Below are 19,333 nucleotides of genomic sequence, written 5' to 3'. Positions count from 1 at the left end.
CCTTTTTTATGTGCGGCGCTTGATACGGCGGTATTGCTCGGGGTGGGGGCCGAACAGTTCCAGCATCAGCTCATACTTGATGCGGTTGGCGCTGACCTGGCGGTAGAAGGCGATCAGAAACGCGGTCGGTCCCTGGATCCGGGCCAGCCCGCTTGTTGCGGCAACCACGGTGCCGACATCGGTGCGCCCTTGCAGAACCAGCCAACCGCCCAGCATCAGTATGCCAACGGTGCCTGCGCCGTTGATGACGCTGAGCAGGAATTTGGCAGAAAGCTTCCAGAGAAACATCCGGCGGCGGGTTTCATAGATGTCGTCGAACTGCGCCTCGACCTCACGCGCAGCGGCGTCGATCTGGGCCGAAGTCAGCCGGTCCGTGGCGTTGCGCAGAATGCGCACGCGTTCAGCCACAAAGACATTAACTTTGCGTTGCGACACCAGCACGATGACGATCTGCGGCACGATCATCGAAAAAGCGATCAGTCCCAGCCCCGGCTGTGTGGAGGAGATATATCCTATCACGCTGATCAACGTTCCGATCTGTACGACCGGGTCGGAAAACGCACCACCTGCGAATTTGCCGAGCTCTTCCGCTTCGGCCGAGATGGCGGTGGTCATGGTCCCCTTGCGCACGTCCTCGCCCGTTTCGTTCAGATCAGCAGACCTGACCAGCAGCCGCTGACGGATAAGGCGGATCATGTCTTCGCCCAGCGTGCCCGAGCGGTATCCCAGCACCCATTTCAACCCGAGGCTCAGCAGGATAACCCCCATCATCCCCGCGCCCAGCAACATCAGGTGATCGGCATCAATATTGGCCGAGGTCAGGTGGTTGACGATATCGCGTTGAAATTCCAGTGGGACGGCGGCAAGGGCGGCCACCGCAATGGACAGGGCGATCAGGATGATCTGTCGCCCGGCGCTGGCGCGCCAGATCGCTCTGTATAGCTTGAACATACCCGCACCCGTGTTGGTCCCGTCGGTATTGTGACAGCGCCAGGGTAGGGGTGGCAATCTTTACTCGCGGTGACGGGGATCAGCCGTGCCGATTGCGCAACAATTCAATCGCTTAGCCGAACTGTCGCTGTGTCGGCCTGCATATCGCCGATGGCGCGATCCAGCCGCAGATACGCGATGGCAGCGCCGCCAGACTGAGTGAACAACGTCCCAACAGGTTTGCCACCTGCGTTGATTTCCGTTCCGACCGGGGCGCTGCCGTCGATCAGCACCCTGCGCAGACCTTTGCGCAACTCGGTCTTGTGCTTCATGCGGGCGGTGACCTCTTGCCCGACATAACAGCCCTTCTTGAAATCGACGCCGTTCAGCGCTTCGAACCCGGATTCGAGGATGTAGCTGTCTGGGGTCAGCTCAACGCCCGTCTCAGGGATGCAATTTCGCACACGGATGGCGTCCCAATCGGTGCCGTCGTCGCTTTCAGAAGCAGCGCTATACGTCCGCCAGCCCATGTCATTGTGGCGTGGGTCGGGCTGGGCGCCGTCGGGCGCAGGGCCGGTGCCGCGTTGCAGATTCAACCCGCTGTCCGCGATCGTGACGTCCGCGCGCAGCTTGTACATGCTCAGACGCTTGACCAGCCCGTCCGCCAGAGTTTCTGCCACGTCCAGCAGGACAGCGTCGCCCCGACGCGTCAGAAAGAAATCGGCAAGGTATTTGCCCTGCGGCGTCAGCAGCGCTGCATAGACCAACCCGAGCTGCATCCCGGCGATATCGTTTGTCACCAGCCCTTGCAGGAAACTGTCAGTGTCCGCGCCACTCAGGCGCAGGATGCGGCGATTGGGCATGGGGGTGTCCTCGTGCTTTCCCTCGGCTTCGTGATATAGGAGTTCGCGCCGACAAGACCAGAGGGTAATCCACGTGCCAGCACCGATCTCGATCGTCATCCCAACCCTGAACGCGGCTCAGACCTTACCCGCAACGCTTGAGGCGTTGATGGAAGGGCTGCATACCGGCCTGATCAGGGAGTTGATCGTTTCGGACGGTGGATCGACGGACCAAACGCTAGAGATCTCGGATGAGGCCGGGGCTGAAATCGTGTTCGGTGCCGCGTCGCGCGGTGGTCAGTTGCGCCGGGGGTGTGCCGAGGCCAAGGGCGAGTGGCTGCTGGTGTTGCACGCCGATACCGTATTGCAGCAGGGCTGGACCAAAGTGGTTGGGGATCATCTGCGATATGGCACCCCGGGGGTCTTCCGGCTGGCGTTTTCTGCCTCGGGTTTTGCCCCGACATGGGTGGCGGGTTGGGCCAACCTGCGCAGCCGGATATTTGGCTTGCCCTATGGCGATCAGGGTTTGCTGGTTCCGCGCCGCCTGTATGAAAAGGCCGGAGGGTTCCCGGATCAGCCATTGATGGAGGACGTGGCGTTGGTGCGTCGCCTTGGCCGCATCACTCTGTTGCCGGTCCGGGCCTTTACGAGTGCGGACCGATACCAGAAGGCGGGTTGGCTGCGTCGAGGGACGCGGAACCTTTGGACTCTGACACGGTATTTTCTTGGCGCGGACCCGGAGCGGCTGGCTCAGGCGTATCGGCGCTGAAGGCGGTGCGTAGTTCTACAAGCGATTTGCCCAGACGGAACGGTGCAGCAAAGCTGACCAGACATAGAGCAATGATCTGCAACACCAATATATGCGCGTTGGCTTGTAGATATTCCCATTCGTCTTTCAACTTCCCGACTTGCGCAATCAGATCCTCATAGCTTCGGGCAAGGATCAGATAGTCACCGGCAATCGCAGGCACCTTGCGGCGCATATTGTCGATGGCAATCTGGGTTTTGTCGTCCACGGTCGTAAAGACAAGAAACTGGTCAATGTCGAAAGCGTTGGCCTTTGCGGCCATCGCGCGTGCGTCGTCCATATCGTCTTTTGCCTGACGTCCGAATAGGAAGTGCAGTCCTTGCAGCGGCGCGACCTCGTTGGTCACGGCTATAAACAGGGGGAGGTCAGCGTTGCTGGCCGTAGACGCTGACAGGAATTCCACCTTTTCGCACAGAACGCCGATATCATCGTCGTAGGCGGGATCACAAAAGCGCAACCGAAAGCGCGCAGCGTCCCGGTCAAAGGCCAGTGTAGCTGCGTAAGCCACGTCGATCTGCCGGTCCAGACGAGAACTGTCTGCAGTGTAAAGACCTGCCAAAACGGCAACCAATGCGCCGATGCCACCCAGCACGACCCAGACCAGATCGGCCAGTTTCCACGCTCGATGCCCCGCAGGTTTGCGGAACAGAAACCCGGTGCCTACGAGTCCGATCAGAAAAAACAGGATCAGAAGCGGCAGTTGATTATCGGCGACAAAACTCATGCCCATAAAGTGAACGCGCGGCCCCGAAGTGGCAACACTGATCACGGGCAGTTGTAAATTATAGCAATTTCAGATGTTAAGAACCCGAGCTTTGACCGAACTTGCGGAACAGCTTGGTACGGTCAAAGGCGGCCTCAAGTTCGTCGGTGCGGTCTTTGACCGAATCCCAAAGGCGTTCCTGAACCTCGGCGATGGCGCACTCCATCAGCGTCAGGATTGACGCCATCGAATCCCACGCTGACGGTACCGCAATCCGTGCGGCAAAGGTATGTTTGGCCAGTCGGTGAATGGGCGAGCGCCACTGGTCTGTGAACAGCACAATCTCGGCCCCGCGTTCCTGACAGAGCTGCCCGATCAGCATGGTCGAGTTCTCGTAGCGCCGCACGTCCAGCGCGATTAGGACATCATCCTTGCGTACATCCAGCAGATCATGTGTCCACGACGCAGCCACCGGTAACATTCGGACGTCGGGACGGATCATTTGCAAATGCAGGTACAGGTACTGCGCCATTGTACCTGTGATGCGTCCTCCGGTGATGAAAATACGTCGGTTGGGATCGGATAACAGGTTGCAAAAACTGTCAAACTCGGCTGGATCGACCTCATCAATCGTGCGCTTTTGGTTGGCGAGGGATTGCTGGGAGTAGCGGTTGAGGATGTGTTCTTCGGGCAGATCGTTTTGCCAGACATCACGCTTGGCGATGGGGCCCGAGATCATCTCTTTTACTTCGCCCCGCAGGGCGGCCTGAAATTGCGGATAGCCGTCAAATCCGGTCTTTTGCAGCATCCGTGCCACCGTGGTGGTCGAGACCGAGGCGGTGCTGGCCAGTTCAGTAATGCTGCCCAAGCCTGCCATGGGATAGTCATCCAGGAGCACACTGACAAGTTGCCGTTCCGAAGGCGTCATCTTGTCCCGATGGGCCAGCAGCCTGTCCGTCACCCGCACTAAACGATCCTCCTGTATGCGACAAAGGCATAATGTGAATAATTTTTCATCAAGATCAAGTCTGGAGAAAATTGTACAGGAAAATTATTGACAGGTGATCGACGTGTGTGGAAATTTTTCCACAAAGAAGATTCTGGGAATCGCGGGGCGATAGGTTGGATTTCGGCACAGTTGTTCACACTGACTTGGCAGGCAACGCCCCGAAGGTGGTGTTGGTCTGCGAACACGCGTCGAACCGCATCCCTGCGTTTCTGGGCGACATGGGCCTAGGCGCCGAGGCGCGCGACAGTCACATCGCATGGGACCCCGGCGCATTGGCCGTGGCCCGGATGATGTCTGCCGAACTCTCGGCACCGCTGGTTCATGGTGGTGTTTCGCGGCTGGTCTATGACTGCAACCGCCCCCCCGAAGCGCCGGGCGCCATGCCCGTCCGGAGCGAGGACTACGACATCCCCGCAAATGCCCAGATGTCGGATGAAGAAAGGCAGGCCCGTATCCACGGGGTCTATGACCCGTTTCGACAAGCCTTGTCGGCTGTGATTGACCGCAACCGCGCCTCACTGGAGTTGCTGGTGACGATCCATAGCTTCACGCCAATTTATCACGGACAAAAACGTCAGGTCGAGCTTGGCATACTGCACGGAGTCGATGATCGGTTTGCCGCCGCGATGATGGCAACGAAAGCCGTTGAGAACCCGTATATCACGCGACTGAACGAGCCGTATTCGGCCAAGGACGGCGTGGCCCACACATTGGATGTGCAGGCATTGCCCAATGGTTTGCTGAACGTGATGATCGAAATCCGCAACGACTTGATCCGCACGCCTCAGCAGTACGCAACCGTCACCAACTGCCTTGTACCGTGGATCAAGCGGACCTTGGCGACCTTCGAAGAAAGGGCGGCCGAGTGATCCGGGCGATGAGCATATATGTCCGCGTCGTTGACGCGATCAACTACCGGATCGGGCGGGTGATGATGTGGGGTCTGTTCGCGATGATGGGCATCCTGCTGTGGTCGTCGATCTCGAAAACCTTCTTTCTGCCGTCGCTGTGGACCCTGGAAATGGCGCAATTTGCCATGGTGACCTATTACATCATGGGCGGGCCGTATTCGATCCAGCTGGGTTCGAACGTACGGATGGACCTGTTTTATCACAACTGGAGTCACAAGAAGAAAGCGTGGTTCGACGCCTTCACAGTGCTGCTGTTGATTCTGTATCTGGGCGTGCTGTTCTATGGCGGCTTGGGCTCGACCGCCTACAGCCTTGGGTATTGGGGCACGGAACCCGTGGCCTATTTCACCGGTCTTCTGACCGGCAGTGAAGAGGTTGGGCGGCTCGAGCGTTCCTCGACCGCGTGGCGGCCTTATATCTGGCCGATCAAATCGATCATGACGCTGGGCTTTTTCCTGATGCTGCTGCAGGCGATATCGGAATTTTTCAAAGACATAGCCCGGATCAACGGGCAGGAAATCGGGGTCGCTCGGGCATGAGCCAGGAATATATCGCCATTTTCATGTTCGCCTCGATGATGCTGATGCTTTTCACAGGTCAGCGCGTCTTTGGCGCAATCGGAGCGGTTGCTACCGTTGCCGCGCTGGCCCTGTGGGGAACAGGCGGGCAGGACATTACATTTTCAGCCGCCATGAAGCTGATGAAGTGGTATCCACTGCTAACGCTGCCGATGTTCATCTTCATGGGCTACGTGTTGTCAGAAAGCCGTCTGGCCGATGACCTCTATCGGATGTTCCATGTTTGGATGGGGCCGGTGAATGGCGGGTTGGCAATTGGTACGATTGGCCTGATGGTGCTGGTTTCGGCCATGAACGGGCTCAGCGTGGCGGGGATGGCGATTGGCGCGACCATTGCGCTGCCGGAATTGCTGCGGCGGGGCTACGACAAGACGATGGTGACGGGGGTCATTCAGGCGGGGTCCAGTCTGGGAATTCTTGTGCCGCCTTCGGTGGTTCTGGTGCTCTATGCGATGATCGCGCGGCAGCCGGTAGGGCAGTTGTGGCTGGCAGGGATCGTGCCCGGCCTGCTGATGGCAGGAATGTTCATTTTGTATATCTGGATCCGCTGCCGCATTCAGCCGCATCTGGGCCCCGCAATGGAAGATGCGCATGAGGTCCCGCGGGCCGAGAAAATCCGCCTGCTGGGCGCGGGTGCGCTGCCGCTGATCATCTTTGCCGCTATGATGGTGCCCTTTGTGAATGGCTGGACCTCGCTGGTCGAAAGCTCGGCCATTGGGGCGCTGACGGCGCTGGTCGTGTCGGTGGTGAAACGGCGCATGACGTGGAAGATTTTCGAGGACTGCACCAAGCAGACGCTGGCGATTTCGTGCATGTTCATGTGGATCATTCTCGCCGCTCTTGGCTTTGGTGCGGTGTTTGATGGCTTGGGCGCGGTGAAGGCCATCGACAACCTGTTCACCGATCAACTTGGCCTGTCGCCATGGATGATTTTGATCCTGATGCAGCTCAGCTTTATCGTGATGGGCACGTTTTTGGACGATACGGCGATGCTGGTGATCGTAGCCCCACTCTATGTGCCACTGGTGGGGGCGCTGGGCTTTGACCTGATCTGGTACGGAGTGCTGTATACGATCACCACACAGATCGCATATATGACGCCGCCCTTCGGCTATAACCTGTTTTTGATGCGCGCGATGGCCCCGCCCGAGATCACGCTGCGCGACATCTACCGCTCGATCTTCCCGTTTGTGGCGGTGATGGTGCTGGCGCTGACGATTATCATGATCTTCCCGGAACTGGCCTTGTGGCTGCCCGGATATGTTTACGGAAACTAACAAGAATGCCGATGAAAAGGCACGAGAAGAACTGCAACAGAGAGGAAATGACATGACAACAAGACGTAAGTTTTTGCAAACGGCCGGGGTCGGCGTTGCCGCTGCCCCTCTGGCCGCGCCCGCGCTGGCGCAGAGCACGATCACATGGCGGATGCAGACCTATGCCGGTCCAGCTTTGGCGGCCCATGTGATCGACCCCGCGATCGAGATGTTCAACAAGATTGCCGGCGACCGGATGCAGATTGAGCTGTTCTATGCTGATCAGCTGGTCCCGACCGGAGAGCTGTTCCGCGCCATGCAGCGCGGCACCATCGATGCGGTGCAATCGGATGATGACTCGATGGCATCTCCCACCGAAGTCACCGTGTTCGGCGGCTATTTCCCGTTTGCTTCCCGCTACTCGCTGGACGTGCCGGTGCTGTTCAACCAGTACGGCCTGAACGAGATCTGGGATGAGGAATATTCCAAGGTCGGCGTCAAGCATATCAGTGCCGGCGCATGGGATCCCTGCCACTTTGCCACCAAAGACCCGATCAACAGCCTGGCCGACCTGCAGGGCAAACGCGTCTTTACCTTCCCAACGGCGGGCCGCTTCCTGAGCCAGTTCGGCGTTGTGCCGGTCACTCTGCCGTGGGAAGACATCGAGGTCGCGGTGCAAACCGGCGAGTTGGACGGCATCGCTTGGTCGGGCATCACCGAGGACTACACCGTGGGTTGGGCTGATGTGACCAACTATTTCCTGACTAACAACATCTCGGGCGCATGGGCAGGATCGTTCTTTGCCAATATGGACCGCTGGAACGAACTGCCGGAAGACCTGCAGACCCTGTTCCGCGTTTGCTGCGACCAATCGCACTACTATCGTCAGTGGTGGTACTGGGGTGGCGAGGCCAGCCTGCGTGTGAATGGCGATAAGATGGAACTAACCTCGATCCCGGACGCCGAATGGGCGCAGGTCGAAGAAGCAGCCGTTGCCTTCTGGGATGAAATCGCAGCTGAGTCCGAGACCAAGGCCAAGGTTGTTGAGATATTCAAGCAGTACAACGCTGACATGCTCAAGGCCGGACGGCCTTATCGCTACGGCTAAATTCAACGCGATTTCGGCGCGCGGCCTCGGTCGCGTGCCGGTATTGGACCTCTGGAACCCCGATCCCCGATGCTAGGCTTGCCTCTGAAACAGACAAGAACACTCTGGTCGCGCCGTGGCGTGAACCGGGTCAGAGGGGTATAGGCCAATGGCTATTGCGGGGTTCCTGATCGAGATTTTTGCGGCGACCATGTTGCTGCTGTTTGCGGTGCGGCTGGTCCGCACGGGCATCGAAAGACGCTTTGGCGCATTGTTCCAGTCGCTGTTGACGCGACACTCGAACACCTTTGTTGCCGGTGGGGCCGGTATGGTTCTGGCCACGATCCTGCAAAGCTCGGCGGCGGTAACGGTTTTGCTGACCGGTTTTGCCGCGGCAGGCATGGTCAGCTTTGGCCTTGCGTTGGCCGGGGTGCTGGGCGCGGATCTGGGTGCAGCGCTTGTCATTCAGGTTCTGTCTTATGATCTGGGCTGGCTGCAGCCCGTGCTGCTGGCGCTGGGCGGGTGGCTGTACCTCAAGTCCGACCGCGCCAATGTGCGGCTGATCGGGCGCATTGTTCTGGGCATCGCGTTCATTCTGGTTTCATTGCAGTTCTTGCGCGATGCGGTTGATCCGATCCGCGAGAGCGCCTTTTTGCCCGCCATCGCGGGCTATCTGGAAAGCGACTATTTCAGCGCCTTTATCGTGGGCGCGGTACTGGCCTTTGTCATGCACAGTTCGGTTGCGACGATCCTGATGTGCGTGACACTGGTTCAGATCGGAGCCATCCCTTTTGCTGCCGGGCTGTCGCTGGTTCTTGGGGCCAATCTGGGCTCGGCCTTTATTCCGATCTGGCTGACCCGTGACCTGACTGTTTCCGCGCGTCGTATTCCACTGGCCAACCTTCTGCTACGCGGCAGCGCGGCGCTGGTGATGCTGATTGTGGTCAACGTGACCGGCACGCATCAGACGCTGATGGTGGCGGGGGCAGGGCAGTCGTTGATCTTGGCCCATATCGGGTTCAACCTTGCCGTTTTTGTGCTGGCCACAGGGTTTGTGAACTGGATGGAGCGTCCGGTGACACTGCTGCTGCCCGAGCCCGAGGTTAAGGCGCACGCGATGGACCACTTCTCGGACGCGCTTAGCCCACTGAACGATCCAAGCGCGTCGGGGGCGAACGTTGCGATGTCCTCGGTCCGGCATGAGCTGTTGCAGATGGTCACACAGGTTGAGCGCATGTTCCGCCCGGTTCTGGATATTTATGAGCAGGACGACAGCGATGCGATCTCGGCCCTGTGGCAGCAGGATGAACGGGTGAATGCACAGCTGACCGAAATCCGACGCTTTGTCGCCCGAATGCCGCGCCAAAACATGAGCAAGGCGCAGATCAAGGAGGCGCGCGGCCTGGTCGAATACGCGATCCGGCTTGAGGCGGCGGGCGACGTGGTGTCAAACCGCATGACCCGAACCGCGCAGATCAAACACACTGAACGCACCGAGTTTTCGGCGCAAGGCTGGAAGGAACTCAAGGACCTGCACGCGGCTGTACTGGCCAGTTTCTCGCTGGCTCGTCATGTGCTGCTGGTGAATGATGTGGACTGCGCCCGCCGTCTAGTGCTGGACAAGGCCGAGGTCAAGCGCCTGTCACGGCATAGCCGCAAGGCGCATCTGAAACGGCTTGAGAGGGGGCAGACCGAGAGCTTTGCCTCAAGTGATCTGCATCTTGAGACGTTGCGCGCCATGCGTGACCTGCACGGGCATATCGCCGCCATCGCCTATCCGATCCTCTACCAAAGCGGGCAGGTGCTGGAGACACGTCTGGTGATGGAAATGGATAGCGAAACGGTCGAGGACTAGGGCCGCTGGGAATAATTTGGGACGACGGTCCCAGAAGATGACAAAGGATGAACGGGATGGGCAATGAAGCAAGATTGAACGATCTCAAAGCCAAGGCCGAAGCTGGTGAGGTCGACACCGTGCTGGTCTGCATGGTCGACATGCAGGGGCGTCTGATGGGTAAGCGGTTCCACGCGGGTCATTTCGTGGCGGGCGCTTGGGAAGAGACCCATTGCTGCAACTATCTGTTGGCCACCGACCTCGAGATGGCGACGCCCGATGGCTATGCTGCCACCAGCTGGGAACGCGGATATGGCGACTATGTGATGAAGCCTGATCTAAGTACTCTGCGCCCGGTTCCGTGGCTTGAGGGCACCGCCATGGTGATGTGCGATGTGTTGGATCACCATACGCATGAGGAAGTGCCCCACGCGCCTCGGTCCATCCTGAAAAAGCAGGTGAACCGGCTTAAGGCCATGGGCTATGACGCCATGTGCGCCACCGAGCTGGAGTTTTTCCTGTTCGAGAAGAGCTTTGACCAGATCCGCAAGGAAGGGTTTCGCGATCTGGAGCCGATCTCGGGCTATAACGAAGACTATCACATCCTGCAGACCACCAAGGAAGAGCATGTGATGCGCCCGATCCGCAATCATCTGTGGAACGCGGGGATTCCGGTCGAAAACTCGAAAGGTGAGGCTGAGACCGGGCAGGAAGAGCTGAACATCAAATACGCCCCAGCGATGGACACGGCCGAGTATCACTCGATTGCCAAGAACGCAGTGAAAGAGATCGCGTGGCAGCATGGCCATGCGGCGACGTTCCTGCCGAAATGGCATCATGAGAAAGTGGGAAGCTCGTCCCACGTGCATCAGTCGCTTTGGGCAGACGGGGTGCCAATCTTTTTCGACGAAAAAGATCCGCTCGGGATGTCTGATGTCATGAAGAACTACATGGCGGGTTTGCTGAAATACGCCGCCGATTACACCTATTTCATGGCTCCCTACATCAACAGTTACAAGCGGTTCATGAAGGGCACGTTTGCGCCAACGCGGATCATCTGGTCGGTGGACAACCGCACGGCGGGGTTCCGTCTGTGCGGGGATGGCACCAAGGCAGTTCGGGTGGAGTGCCGTATTCCGGGCTCGGACACGAACCCGTATCTGGCGATGGCAGGGATGCTGGCCGCTGGGATTGCCGGGATCGAGGAAGCGCTGGAATTGCAGCCCCCGACACAGGGAGACGTCTATCAGGGCGAAACGGGCATGATCCCCGGCAACTTGCGCGCGGCGCGGGATGCGTTGCATGGGTCGGCCATGTTGCGCGCGGCCATGGGGGATGATGTGGTCGATCACTATGCCCGTGCGGCGGAGGTCGAGATCGAAGAGTTCGAGCGTGTAGTGACGGATTGGGAAATTGCGCGCGGGTTTGAGCGGGCTTAGAGGGCGGGAGCGAGGGGCCAGCCCCTCGCGCTCCCCGGGATATTTTGGGCCAGATGAAGCAGGGATCCTGTTTCTTTCGAAAATGGAGTGAAAATGGGGCAGATGTTGCAATGTGTCTCGCCGATTGACGGATCGGTTTTTGCGGAGCGTGAAGTGTTGTCGGCTGAGGCGGCTTTAAAGTCCGCCGCGCGGGCCCGTGCGGCGCAGGTGGAGTGGGCGGCGCGGCCGTTGCAGGAGCGGATTGATCTTGTAATGGCAGGTGTGGCCGCTGTGGGGGCGATGAATGACGAGATCGTGCCAGAGCTTGCGCATATGATGGGCCGGCCGGTGCGCTATGGCGGTGAGTTTGGCGGGTTCAATGAACGTGCAAGTCATATGGCCGAAATTGCCTCAGACGCTCTGGCCGATATCGCTGTGGGTGAGGATGAGACCTTCAAACGCTATATCAAGCGTATTCCGCATGGGGTCGTTTTTGTGGTGGCGCCTTGGAATTACCCCTATATGACGGCGATCAACACGGTGGCACCTGCGCTGATTGCGGGCAATGCGGTGGTGCTGAAACACGCCACACAAACCTTGCTGGTGGGTGAGCGTATGGCGCAGGCGTTCCATGCGTCGGGAGTGCCCGCGGATGTGTTCCAGAACGTGTTCCTCAGCCATGACGTGACCAATGATCTGATCGCTGGCAAGGCGTTTGATTTCGTAAACTTTACCGGCTCGGTCGGCGGCGGACAGGCGATGGAACGCGCTGCGGCGGGCACCTTTACTGGCGTTGGTACCGAGTTGGGTGGCAAGGATCCGGGCTACGTCATGGAGGATGCCGATCTGGATGCGGCGGTCGATACGCTGATCGACGGGGCCATGTTCAACTCGGGCCAGTGCTGCTGCGGGATCGAACGGATTTATGTGCATGAAAGCCTCTATGACGCCTTCGTTGCCAAAGCGGTTGAGGTGGTGAAAGGCTATAAGCTGGGCAATCCGCTTGACGCTGAGACGACGATTGGCCCGATGGCCAACGTCCGCTTTGCTGATGAGGTGCGCGCGCAGATTGCCGAGGCTGTCGCGGATGGTGCCGTTCCCCATATCGAGACCTTCGCTGAGGATGATGGGGGAGCCTATCTGACCCCACAGATCCTGACCAATGTCACCCATGACATGCGCGTGATGCGGGATGAGAGCTTTGGTCCGGTTGTGGGCATCATGAAAGTGTCCTCGGACGAAGAAGCCATCGGGCATATGAATGATAGCGAGTTTGGCCTGACTGCCAGCCTCTGGACCCGTGACGTGGATCGCGCGGCGCGGGTGGGCGACCGGATCGAAACCGGCACCGTGTTCATGAACCGGGCGGATTATCTGGACCCGGGTCTGTGCTGGACCGGCTGCAAGAATACCGGGCGCGGAGGCGGATTGTCGGTCATCGGCTATCACAACCTCACACGTCCCAAATCCTACCATCTGAAAAAGGTGACATCATGAGCCTTGTTGGAAACTGGTCTTACCCGACCGCGATCAAATTCGGCGCTGGCCGGATCAAGGAACTGCCCGAGGCCTGTGCGGCCGCAGGGATGAAGCGCCCCTTGCTGGTGACTGACAAAGGGTTGGCCGGTCTGCCGATCACCACGGCCACGCTGGATATTCTTGAGGCCGCAGGGCTGGGTCGCGGGCTGTTCAGCGAAGTGGACCCGAACCCCAATGAAAAGAACCTCGAAACCGGGGTTGCCGCCTATAACGCGGGCGGCCATGACGGGGTGATTGCCTTTGGCGGTGGCTCGGGCCTGGATCTTGGCAAGATGGTTGCCTTCATGTGTGGCCAGACGCGCCCGGTGTGGGATTTTGAGGATATCGGCGATTGGTGGACGCGCGCCGATGCCGATGCCATCGCGCCGATCATCGCTGTGCCGACCACTGCCGGAACCGGGTCCGAGGTGGGGCGGGCCAGCGTCATCACCAACTCGGAAACGCACGCGAAGAAGATCATCTTTCACCCCAAAGTTCTGCCTGCGGTCGTGATCTGTGACCCTGAATTGACCGTGGGGATGCCCAAGTTCATCACCGCAGGCACCGGTCTGGACGCGTTTGCGCATTGCGTCGAGGCGTTTAGCAGCCCGCATTATCACCCCATGTCCCAGGGCATCGCGCTGGAGGGGATGCGGCTGGTCAAGGACTACCTGCCACGCGCCTATGCTGACGGTACCGACATCGAAGCCCGCGCCCAGATGATGAGCGCGGCGGCAATGGGCGCCACGGCGTTCCAAAAGGGCCTCGGAGCGATCCACGCGATGAGCCATCCGATTGGCGCGGTGTTCAACACCCATCACGGCACCACCAACGCGGTCTGTATGCCCGCCGTGCTGGATTTCAACGCGCCCGTTATCGCGGACCGGTTCCAGCAGGCCGCGGCCTATCTGGGCATCGAAGGCGGCTTTGACGGCTTCCGTGCCTTTGTGCAGGCGTTCAACGACAGCTTTGCCATCCCGCGCAAACTGTCCGATCTGGGCGTGACCGAAGCATCGATCCCGGAACTGGTCAAAGGTGCGATCACCGACCCGTCCTGTGGCGGCAACCCGATTGAACTGACCGAAGACAACCTGACCGCGCTGTTCAAAGCCGCGCTGTAACAGGGTTGCAGACCCGATCCCTCACCTCGCATACTGCGCGCAGGTGAGGGAGATTTTCATGACCAAAGAGATTGTTCTGATCCACGGGGCCTTTGCTGGGCCGTGGTGTATGGAGGATTACGCGGGCTTCTTCCGCGCGCGCGGCTGGACGGTTCACACCCCTGCGCTGCGCTACCATGGCGGCGACCCCAAGGCCGAGCCCGATCCCGGCCTGACCGACACCAGCGTCATGGACTACGCCGATGACGTTGCCGCATTCGTGCAGGGGCTGGATAGCAAGCCGGTGCTGCTCGGCCATGCCATCGCCGGGGTGGTGGCACAGCAGGTGGCGTCTCGGGGCCTGGCCAGCGCCATCGTTCTGATCAACCCGAATGCGGCCTGGGGGACGCTGCCCGAAACCGACGACGAACGCGCGGTACCGCGCGCGCTGATGGAGGGCGGGGCGTTCTGGAAACAGCCCATGCGCGTTGATTTCGACCTGATGGCCCCCTTTGCGCTGAACAAATTGCCCGAAACGCAGCAACATGAGGTGTTCGACCAACTCGGCCCCGAAAGCGGGCGAGTGATGTTCGAGATGTTCTTTTGGATGTTCGACGACCAGCACGCGATGAAGGTGGATATCGACAAGGTCGACTGCCCGGTGCTGATCGTATCCGGAACCGAGGACCGGGCCGTGAACCCCAACACCTGCCACGCGCTGGCGGAACTTTACGGCGTGCGAGCCACCTTCCTGCCAGCCGAAGACCACGCCCATTTCCTGTTCATGGAGCCCGGCTGGGAGGGGCCAGCAGGTCAGATCGCGGATTGGCTGGAGCAAATGGTGGGCTAGAACGCCCACCCAACGCGTTCAGTTGTTGGTCGAGAATGTGCTCTGCGGTTTCCACTTCAGCGAGCCATCCTCTTCACGATGACAGCGCAGCAGGCGTTCCTGAACGGTACTGACGGTGCTGGTTACAGTGTTGTCGCCGACCATCAGAACAAATGCGTCTTCGGAATAGGCCATGCCTTCATAATAGCAAAACCGCTTCTCGGCACCTTCCGGAATAGGCGATGCGGTGCTGAGCATTTGCTGCGCTGGGGCTTGTGTGGCCAGCAGGGCTAAGGCCAGTCCGAGGAGTAGTGTCTTCATGTCGTCCTCCCGTTGAGAAATCAGTGGGTCAAATGGGTCTTGGACGCTCGGGAGCCTCAAATATCGTTCTTGAATGACGGCTTGAGGGTAAGTGTGAACGAGATCAACGGGTTAGGCAAGGGGGGTGTCCATTGTTCAAGGAGGTTGTTGGTCCACCTTGAATCGCTGATGTAATTTTCAAATTAGCGAATGCGCTCTAGCGTGAAGGCAGACGGCTATCAGACGCTGAGAAAGGACTGACCACCTGACAGTTGAGTATTGCTATTTTGGCGTTGTTTTTCATAAGGAGGACTGCAAACATAGGTGGAGAAGATTTTTTCAAGATATACCAAAGGTTGACAATGAGTAACTATTCACATGGCGGCCCAGAGTTGGGCCGAATTCACAAACGTAACAACGACAAAAAGTTTTTCTGCCACTTTACTGGTTTTCTTGAGGGCGTGGCGGCAAGTGGATACCTAGAGGTTGGCGAAATTGAGCCATTGATTGCAGAATGCGAAGAGTTCGTTCGGCACGTAACGGATGGCGATGCAAATGATATTATCGAAGATTTTGGAGTCGATCTTTTGGATCATTCGTCCATCGACTCGGTTGTCGAAATACGTATGAAGGAAATCGAAGAATCCTGCGAAAAGAGCCAACTCAACCGTTTTCTAGGATTTTGCCGAGGCATTGTGTGCGATGGGAAAATCACTTTGGCCGAAGCGGAAGCAATAGTATCGTTTATTGATCGAAACCCATCATTACTAGATACGGTTGGGGTTAAGCAGATCCTTGTTTCATCCGTAGATGCAATTGCCGACGGCATTGTTTCAGAAGAAGAATCTGACGAACTTAGCGAAGTCATCGGGCATGTAGTGGGTGATTGCTACGGCGATACGGGAATCGCACAAACTACCGGAGTTGCGAATTATCAGGAAACGCGCCTTGAAAGCATCGAAGCAGATTTGGACGGGGCAGTTCTCGTTTTGACGGGAAATTTCAAGGCGAATCCCAGATCAATCTTCGAGAAGCAACTTGAGGCTTACGGCGCCCGAATGGCTCGAAGTGTTTCGGGTAAAGTTGATTTCTTGATAATCGGAGGTGAGGCTTCAAGAGATTGGATAGAGCTAAACCGAGGCACCAAGATTCGTAAAGCACAAGAATTGCGTCTAAAATCGGAGCGCCCGTTGTTTATTTCTGAAAGCCAGTTGCTGCGGTTAATGGCACAATAACCCTATCTCAAACATCCAACTCCTCCACAAACCGCGCGTTCTCCTGAATGTATTGGAACCGCAGTTCGGGCTTCTTGCCCATCAGGCGCTCGACCAGGTCGCCGGTTTCTCCGGGTTCGTCCTCGTCAATCGTGACGCGGATCAGCTTGCGCGAGGCTGGGTCCATCGTGGTCTCTTTCAGGTCCTTGGCGTCCATTTCGCCCAGACCCTTAAAGCGGGATACGTCGATCTTGCCCTTGCCACCCAGACCTTTCTCAAGCCATTCGTCGCGCTCGGCCTCGTCCAAACAATAGACGCGCTTGGCGCCTTGGGTCAGGCGGTACAGAGGCGGGCAGGCCAGATACAGGTGGCCCGCGTCGATCATGGGCCGCATCTGGGTGAAGAAGAACGTCATCAGCAAGGACGCAATATGCGCGCCGTCCACATCTGCGTCGGTCATGATGATGACCTTGTCATAACGCAGGTCGTCCACGTTGAACTTGGTGCCAAGGCCCACACCCAGCGCTTGGGTCAGATCGTTGATCTCGGCATTGGTGCCCAGCTTGGAGCTGGCCGCGCCCAGCACGTTCAGGATTTTGCCACGTAGGGGCAGCAGGGCCTGTGTCTTGCGGTCCCGCCCCATTTTGGCCGAGCCACCCGCCGAGTCGCCCTCGACGATGAATAACTCAGTCCCGTCGCGTGTTGAACTAGAGCAGTCCACCAGCTTGCCGGGGAGACGAAGTTTTTTAGTGGCGGACTTGCGTTGTGTCTCTTTCTCGGCCCGTCGGCGCAGACGTTCCTCGGCTCGGAGTATCACAAAGTCGAGTATAGCGCCGGCGGATTTCGTGTCCGCGGCCAGCCAGTTATCGAAATGGTCGCGGACCGAATTCTCGACCAGACGCTGCGCCTCGACCGTGGCCAGACGGTCTTTGGTCTGGCCCACGAATTCCGGCTCGCGGATAAAGCAGGACACCAGCGCGCAGCCGCCGGTGATCAGGTCTTCGCGGGTGATCTGCGCGGCTTTCTTGTTGTTGATCAGCTCACCATACGCCTTGATCCCCTTGAGGATCGCGGCCCAGAACCCCGCTACATGGGTTCCACCTTCGGGAGTGGGGACGGTGTTACAGTAGGATTGGATGAACCCATCGCGCGAAGGTGTCCAGTTGATCGCCCATTCGACCTTGCCCGGTGTCCCGAACTTCTCGGTGAAGTCCACGGTGCCTGCGAAGGGTTGCTCGGCATAAGTGGACGAACCGTTCATCGTCTCTTTGAGGTAATCGGACAGGCCTCCGGGGAAGTGGAACGTCGCCTCGGTCGGGGTCTCGCCATCGTCGATGGCGGATTTCCAGCGGATTTCCACGCCTGAGAACAGATAGGCCTTGGAGCGAATGGATTTGAACAACCGCGCCGGTTTGAACTTGTGGTGGCCAAAGATTTCGGCATCGGCGTGGAATGTCACGGTGGTGCCGCGCCGGTTGGGGGCCGCGCCGACTTTTTCGACCGGACCCAGCGGGATTCCGCGGGAGAACCGTTGTTCGAACAGCGTCTTGTCCCGCGCCACCTGTACGACCATCGAATCCGACAGAGCGTTTACCACCGAGGCACCAACCCCGTGCAGACCGCCCGAGGTCTGATAGGCCTTGCCCGAGAATTTACCACCCGCATGCAGGGTACACAGAATGACCTCCAGCGCGGATTTGTCGGGGAATTTCGGATGCGGATCAATCGGAATGCCGCGCCCGTTGTCGCGCACGGTCAGGGCGTAATCTTCGTGCAGTTCCACCTCGATTCGGTTGGCGTGCCCCGCGACCGCCTCGTCCATCGAGTTGTCGAGGATCTCGGCCACCATGTGATGCAGCGCGCGCTCATCCGTGCCGCCGATATACATGCCGGGGCGTTTGCGAACGGGTTCCAGTCCTTCAAGCACCTCAATCGAAGAGGCGTCGTATGTGGAGGTGGCGCTGGGCGTCAACAGATCGTCTGGCATCGGTGCTGCTCTTGTTTTTGGGTTTTACCCATTATGGCAGGTGATGTGGTCCGGGGGAAGAGGGGCGCGAAGTGTTGTGGGTAAATGGTAGGCAGGTCGGAAGGGCTGATCATGGTTTTGGCAAGCTTGGTCAAGTTCGTGTACCCTGTGAATATTGCGGACTGCACCAGACTGGGAGAATTTCAATGAGCACGAACGCCTCGGGCTTTGTCGGGGATATCCCCTCGCACTATGACAACGGGTTGGGTCCAAATATTTTCTTTGATTACGCGGACCGGATTGTCGACGCCGCTGTTTCAGGACAGTCCAAGACCGTTTTGGAACTCGCGGCAGGAACGGGTATCGTCAGTAGTAGATTGCGGGATAAATTGCCTTCGGATGCCTCCTTGATCATTACTGACCTGAACGCTCCGATGTTGGATGTCGCGCGTCAAAAATTTTCCTCCAAGGACAAGATCGATTTTCAAGTCGCCAACGCGATGGAGTTACCATTTGGCGACTCGCTTTTCGATCTTATCGTGTGCCAGTTCGGGGTCATGTTCTTTCCCGACAAAGTAGCGTCGTATCGTGAGGCGGCGCGTGTTCTCAAGCCGGGTGGCCGGTACGTTTTCAATGTCTGGAGCGCGATCGAGTTGAATCCGTTTTCCCAGATCGCCCAACAGGTTGCTTCGGAGGTGTTCCCGGATGACCCGCCGGGCTTTTACAAGGTTCCCTTCCATTATGGCGACCCGCAATTGGTATGTTCGGATCTGGCCGAGGCCGGTTGGGAGGATGTCTCATTCCTGACGATCGAGCTGACGAAAACCATCTCGAACCCGCGGGCCTTTGCAGCAGCTCTTGTCTTTGGCAATCCTTTTATCGACGAGATCCGCGAACGTGGTGGTGTTGATCCCGAAGATGTCGTGGCTCGAATTCTCGCAAGGCTGACTGATGCCTTCGGGGCGAACGGGATGAACATGCCCTTGTCTGCCACCATTTATGAGTGCCGCAAGTCATAGGTGCGGCGTAT

General features: G+C 58.4%; 17 protein-coding genes. 12 read left to right on the top strand and 5 right to left on the bottom strand.

Features of this window, described 5'->3' with window-relative positions; all coding sequences use genetic code 11:
• Positions 1-6: 6 nt before the first annotated feature.
• Both ACR0DB_RS02080 and ygfZ read right to left on the bottom strand, forming a co-directional pair.
• Entirely contained in the window at positions 7-951 is a 945-nt protein-coding gene (locus tag ACR0DB_RS02080) for an ABC transporter transmembrane domain-containing protein (RefSeq protein WP_480548534.1), read from the bottom strand.
• Positions 952-1,055: 104 nt separating this feature from the next.
• Positions 1,056-1,793, bottom strand: a complete 738-nt coding sequence (gene ygfZ / locus ACR0DB_RS02075) for a CAF17-like 4Fe-4S cluster assembly/insertion protein YgfZ (protein WP_480548532.1) — start codon at positions 1,791-1,793, stop codon at positions 1,056-1,058.
• Between the two features lie 73 nt (positions 1,794-1,866).
• Here ygfZ and ACR0DB_RS02070 point away from each other — a divergent pair, with 73 nt between their 5' ends.
• The gene (locus tag ACR0DB_RS02070) at positions 1,867-2,541 is read left to right on the top strand and encodes a TIGR04283 family arsenosugar biosynthesis glycosyltransferase (protein ID WP_480548530.1); all 675 of its coding nucleotides are present in this window, start codon (positions 1,867-1,869) and stop codon (positions 2,539-2,541) included.
• A gap of 839 nt (positions 2,542-3,380) precedes the next feature.
• On the opposite strand, the gene ACR0DB_RS02065 is transcribed toward ACR0DB_RS02070, so the two are convergent.
• Positions 3,381-4,250, bottom strand: a complete 870-nt coding sequence (locus tag ACR0DB_RS02065; RefSeq protein ID WP_480502650.1) for a MurR/RpiR family transcriptional regulator — start codon at positions 4,248-4,250, stop codon at positions 3,381-3,383.
• 155 nt (positions 4,251-4,405) lie between these two features.
• On the opposite strand from ACR0DB_RS02065, the gene ACR0DB_RS02060 reads away from it, so the two are divergent.
• The 9 genes from ACR0DB_RS02060 (at position 4,406) to ACR0DB_RS02020 (ending at position 14,844) form a co-directional block, all read left to right on the top strand.
• On the top strand, positions 4,406-5,161 hold the full coding sequence (locus ACR0DB_RS02060) for an N-formylglutamate amidohydrolase (protein WP_480548528.1): 756 nt from the start codon (positions 4,406-4,408) through the stop codon (positions 5,159-5,161).
• Between the two features lie 8 nt (positions 5,162-5,169).
• Positions 5,170-5,742 (top strand): TRAP transporter small permease subunit, encoded by a 573-nt coding sequence (locus ACR0DB_RS02055; protein WP_170782706.1) that lies wholly within the window; start codon positions 5,170-5,172, stop codon positions 5,740-5,742.
• Entirely contained in the window at positions 5,739-7,058 is a 1,320-nt protein-coding gene (locus tag ACR0DB_RS02050; protein WP_170770275.1) for a TRAP transporter large permease, read from the top strand. The genes ACR0DB_RS02055 and ACR0DB_RS02050 overlap by 4 nt, the downstream gene beginning before the upstream one ends.
• A 52-nt stretch (positions 7,059-7,110) precedes the next feature.
• Positions 7,111-8,145: a TRAP transporter substrate-binding protein gene (locus ACR0DB_RS02045; protein ID WP_170770277.1), complete on the top strand. Its 1,035-nt coding sequence runs from the start codon at positions 7,111-7,113 to the stop codon at positions 8,143-8,145.
• Positions 8,146-8,293: 148 nt separating this feature from the next.
• A complete protein-coding gene (locus ACR0DB_RS02040) occupies positions 8,294-9,979 on the top strand; it encodes a Na/Pi cotransporter family protein (protein ID WP_480548526.1) in 1,686 nt (561 codons plus the stop codon).
• 56 nt (positions 9,980-10,035) lie between these two features.
• Positions 10,036-11,397, top strand: coding sequence for a glutamine synthetase family protein (locus ACR0DB_RS02035; RefSeq protein ID WP_170788909.1), 1,362 nt, complete (start codon positions 10,036-10,038; stop codon positions 11,395-11,397).
• A 93-nt stretch (positions 11,398-11,490) separates the two neighbouring features.
• Positions 11,491-12,873 (top strand): aldehyde dehydrogenase family protein, encoded by a 1,383-nt coding sequence (locus tag ACR0DB_RS02030; RefSeq protein WP_170770283.1) that lies wholly within the window; start codon positions 11,491-11,493, stop codon positions 12,871-12,873.
• Complete coding sequence (locus ACR0DB_RS02025; protein WP_480548524.1) at positions 12,870-14,015, top strand: iron-containing alcohol dehydrogenase; 1,146 nt, start codon at positions 12,870-12,872, stop codon at positions 14,013-14,015. The genes ACR0DB_RS02030 and ACR0DB_RS02025 overlap by 4 nt, the downstream gene beginning before the upstream one ends.
• Before the next feature lie 58 nt (positions 14,016-14,073).
• Positions 14,074-14,844: an alpha/beta hydrolase gene (locus tag ACR0DB_RS02020; protein WP_480548522.1), complete on the top strand. Its 771-nt coding sequence runs from the start codon at positions 14,074-14,076 to the stop codon at positions 14,842-14,844.
• An 18-nt stretch (positions 14,845-14,862) separates the two neighbouring features.
• Here ACR0DB_RS02020 and ACR0DB_RS02015 read toward each other — a convergent pair whose 3' ends face one another.
• Positions 14,863-15,144, bottom strand: coding sequence for a DUF1496 domain-containing protein (locus ACR0DB_RS02015; RefSeq protein ID WP_480548520.1), 282 nt, complete (start codon positions 15,142-15,144; stop codon positions 14,863-14,865).
• A 251-nt stretch (positions 15,145-15,395) separates the two neighbouring features.
• Between ACR0DB_RS02015 and ACR0DB_RS02010 the strand changes: the two genes are divergently transcribed.
• On the top strand, positions 15,396-16,358 hold the full coding sequence (locus tag ACR0DB_RS02010; RefSeq protein ID WP_480548518.1) for a BRCT domain-containing protein: 963 nt from the start codon (positions 15,396-15,398) through the stop codon (positions 16,356-16,358).
• A gap of 7 nt (positions 16,359-16,365) precedes the next feature.
• On the opposite strand, the gene parE is transcribed toward ACR0DB_RS02010, so the two are convergent.
• Positions 16,366-18,324: a DNA topoisomerase IV subunit B gene (gene parE, locus ACR0DB_RS02005; protein ID WP_170770293.1), complete on the bottom strand. Its 1,959-nt coding sequence runs from the start codon at positions 18,322-18,324 to the stop codon at positions 16,366-16,368.
• 185 nt (positions 18,325-18,509) lie between these two features.
• Between parE and ACR0DB_RS02000 the strand changes: the two genes are divergently transcribed.
• The gene (locus ACR0DB_RS02000) at positions 18,510-19,322 is read left to right on the top strand and encodes a class I SAM-dependent methyltransferase (RefSeq protein WP_480548516.1); all 813 of its coding nucleotides are present in this window, start codon (positions 18,510-18,512) and stop codon (positions 19,320-19,322) included.
• The last annotated feature ends 11 nt before the right edge of the window (positions 19,323-19,333 follow it).

This window comes from Ruegeria sp. AB6, from assembly GCF_056542685.1.
Note: the sequence above shows the minus strand (reverse complement) of the source record. Positions and strands in the feature narration are given on the sequence as shown.

Bases quoted from the DNA above. Each gene is read 5' to 3' on its own strand.
- parE (WP_170770293.1), bottom strand. From the start codon at position 18,324: ATGCCAGACGATCTGTTGACGCCCAGCGCCACCTCCACATACGACGCC.
- ACR0DB_RS02000 (WP_480548516.1), top strand. From the start codon at position 18,510: ATGAGCACGAACGCCTCGGGCTTTGTCGGGGATATCCCCTCGCACTAT.
- ACR0DB_RS02040 (WP_480548526.1), top strand. From the start codon at position 8,294: ATGGCTATTGCGGGGTTCCTGATCGAGATTTTTGCGGCGACCATGTTG.
- ACR0DB_RS02030 (WP_170770283.1), top strand. From the start codon at position 11,491: ATGGGGCAGATGTTGCAATGTGTCTCGCCGATTGACGGATCGGTTTTT.
- ACR0DB_RS02055 (WP_170782706.1), top strand. From the start codon at position 5,170: ATGAGCATATATGTCCGCGTCGTTGACGCGATCAACTACCGGATCGGG.
- ACR0DB_RS02020 (WP_480548522.1), top strand. From the start codon at position 14,074: ATGACCAAAGAGATTGTTCTGATCCACGGGGCCTTTGCTGGGCCGTGG.
- ACR0DB_RS02045 (WP_170770277.1), top strand. From the start codon at position 7,111: ATGACAACAAGACGTAAGTTTTTGCAAACGGCCGGGGTCGGCGTTGCC.
- ACR0DB_RS02050 (WP_170770275.1), top strand. From the start codon at position 5,739: ATGAGCCAGGAATATATCGCCATTTTCATGTTCGCCTCGATGATGCTG.
- ACR0DB_RS02015 (WP_480548520.1), bottom strand. From the start codon at position 15,144: ATGAAGACACTACTCCTCGGACTGGCCTTAGCCCTGCTGGCCACACAA.
- ACR0DB_RS02025 (WP_480548524.1), top strand. From the start codon at position 12,870: ATGAGCCTTGTTGGAAACTGGTCTTACCCGACCGCGATCAAATTCGGC.
- ACR0DB_RS02035 (WP_170788909.1), top strand. From the start codon at position 10,036: ATGGGCAATGAAGCAAGATTGAACGATCTCAAAGCCAAGGCCGAAGCT.
- ygfZ (WP_480548532.1), bottom strand. From the start codon at position 1,793: ATGCCCAATCGCCGCATCCTGCGCCTGAGTGGCGCGGACACTGACAGT.
- ACR0DB_RS02080 (WP_480548534.1), bottom strand. From the start codon at position 951: ATGTTCAAGCTATACAGAGCGATCTGGCGCGCCAGCGCCGGGCGACAG.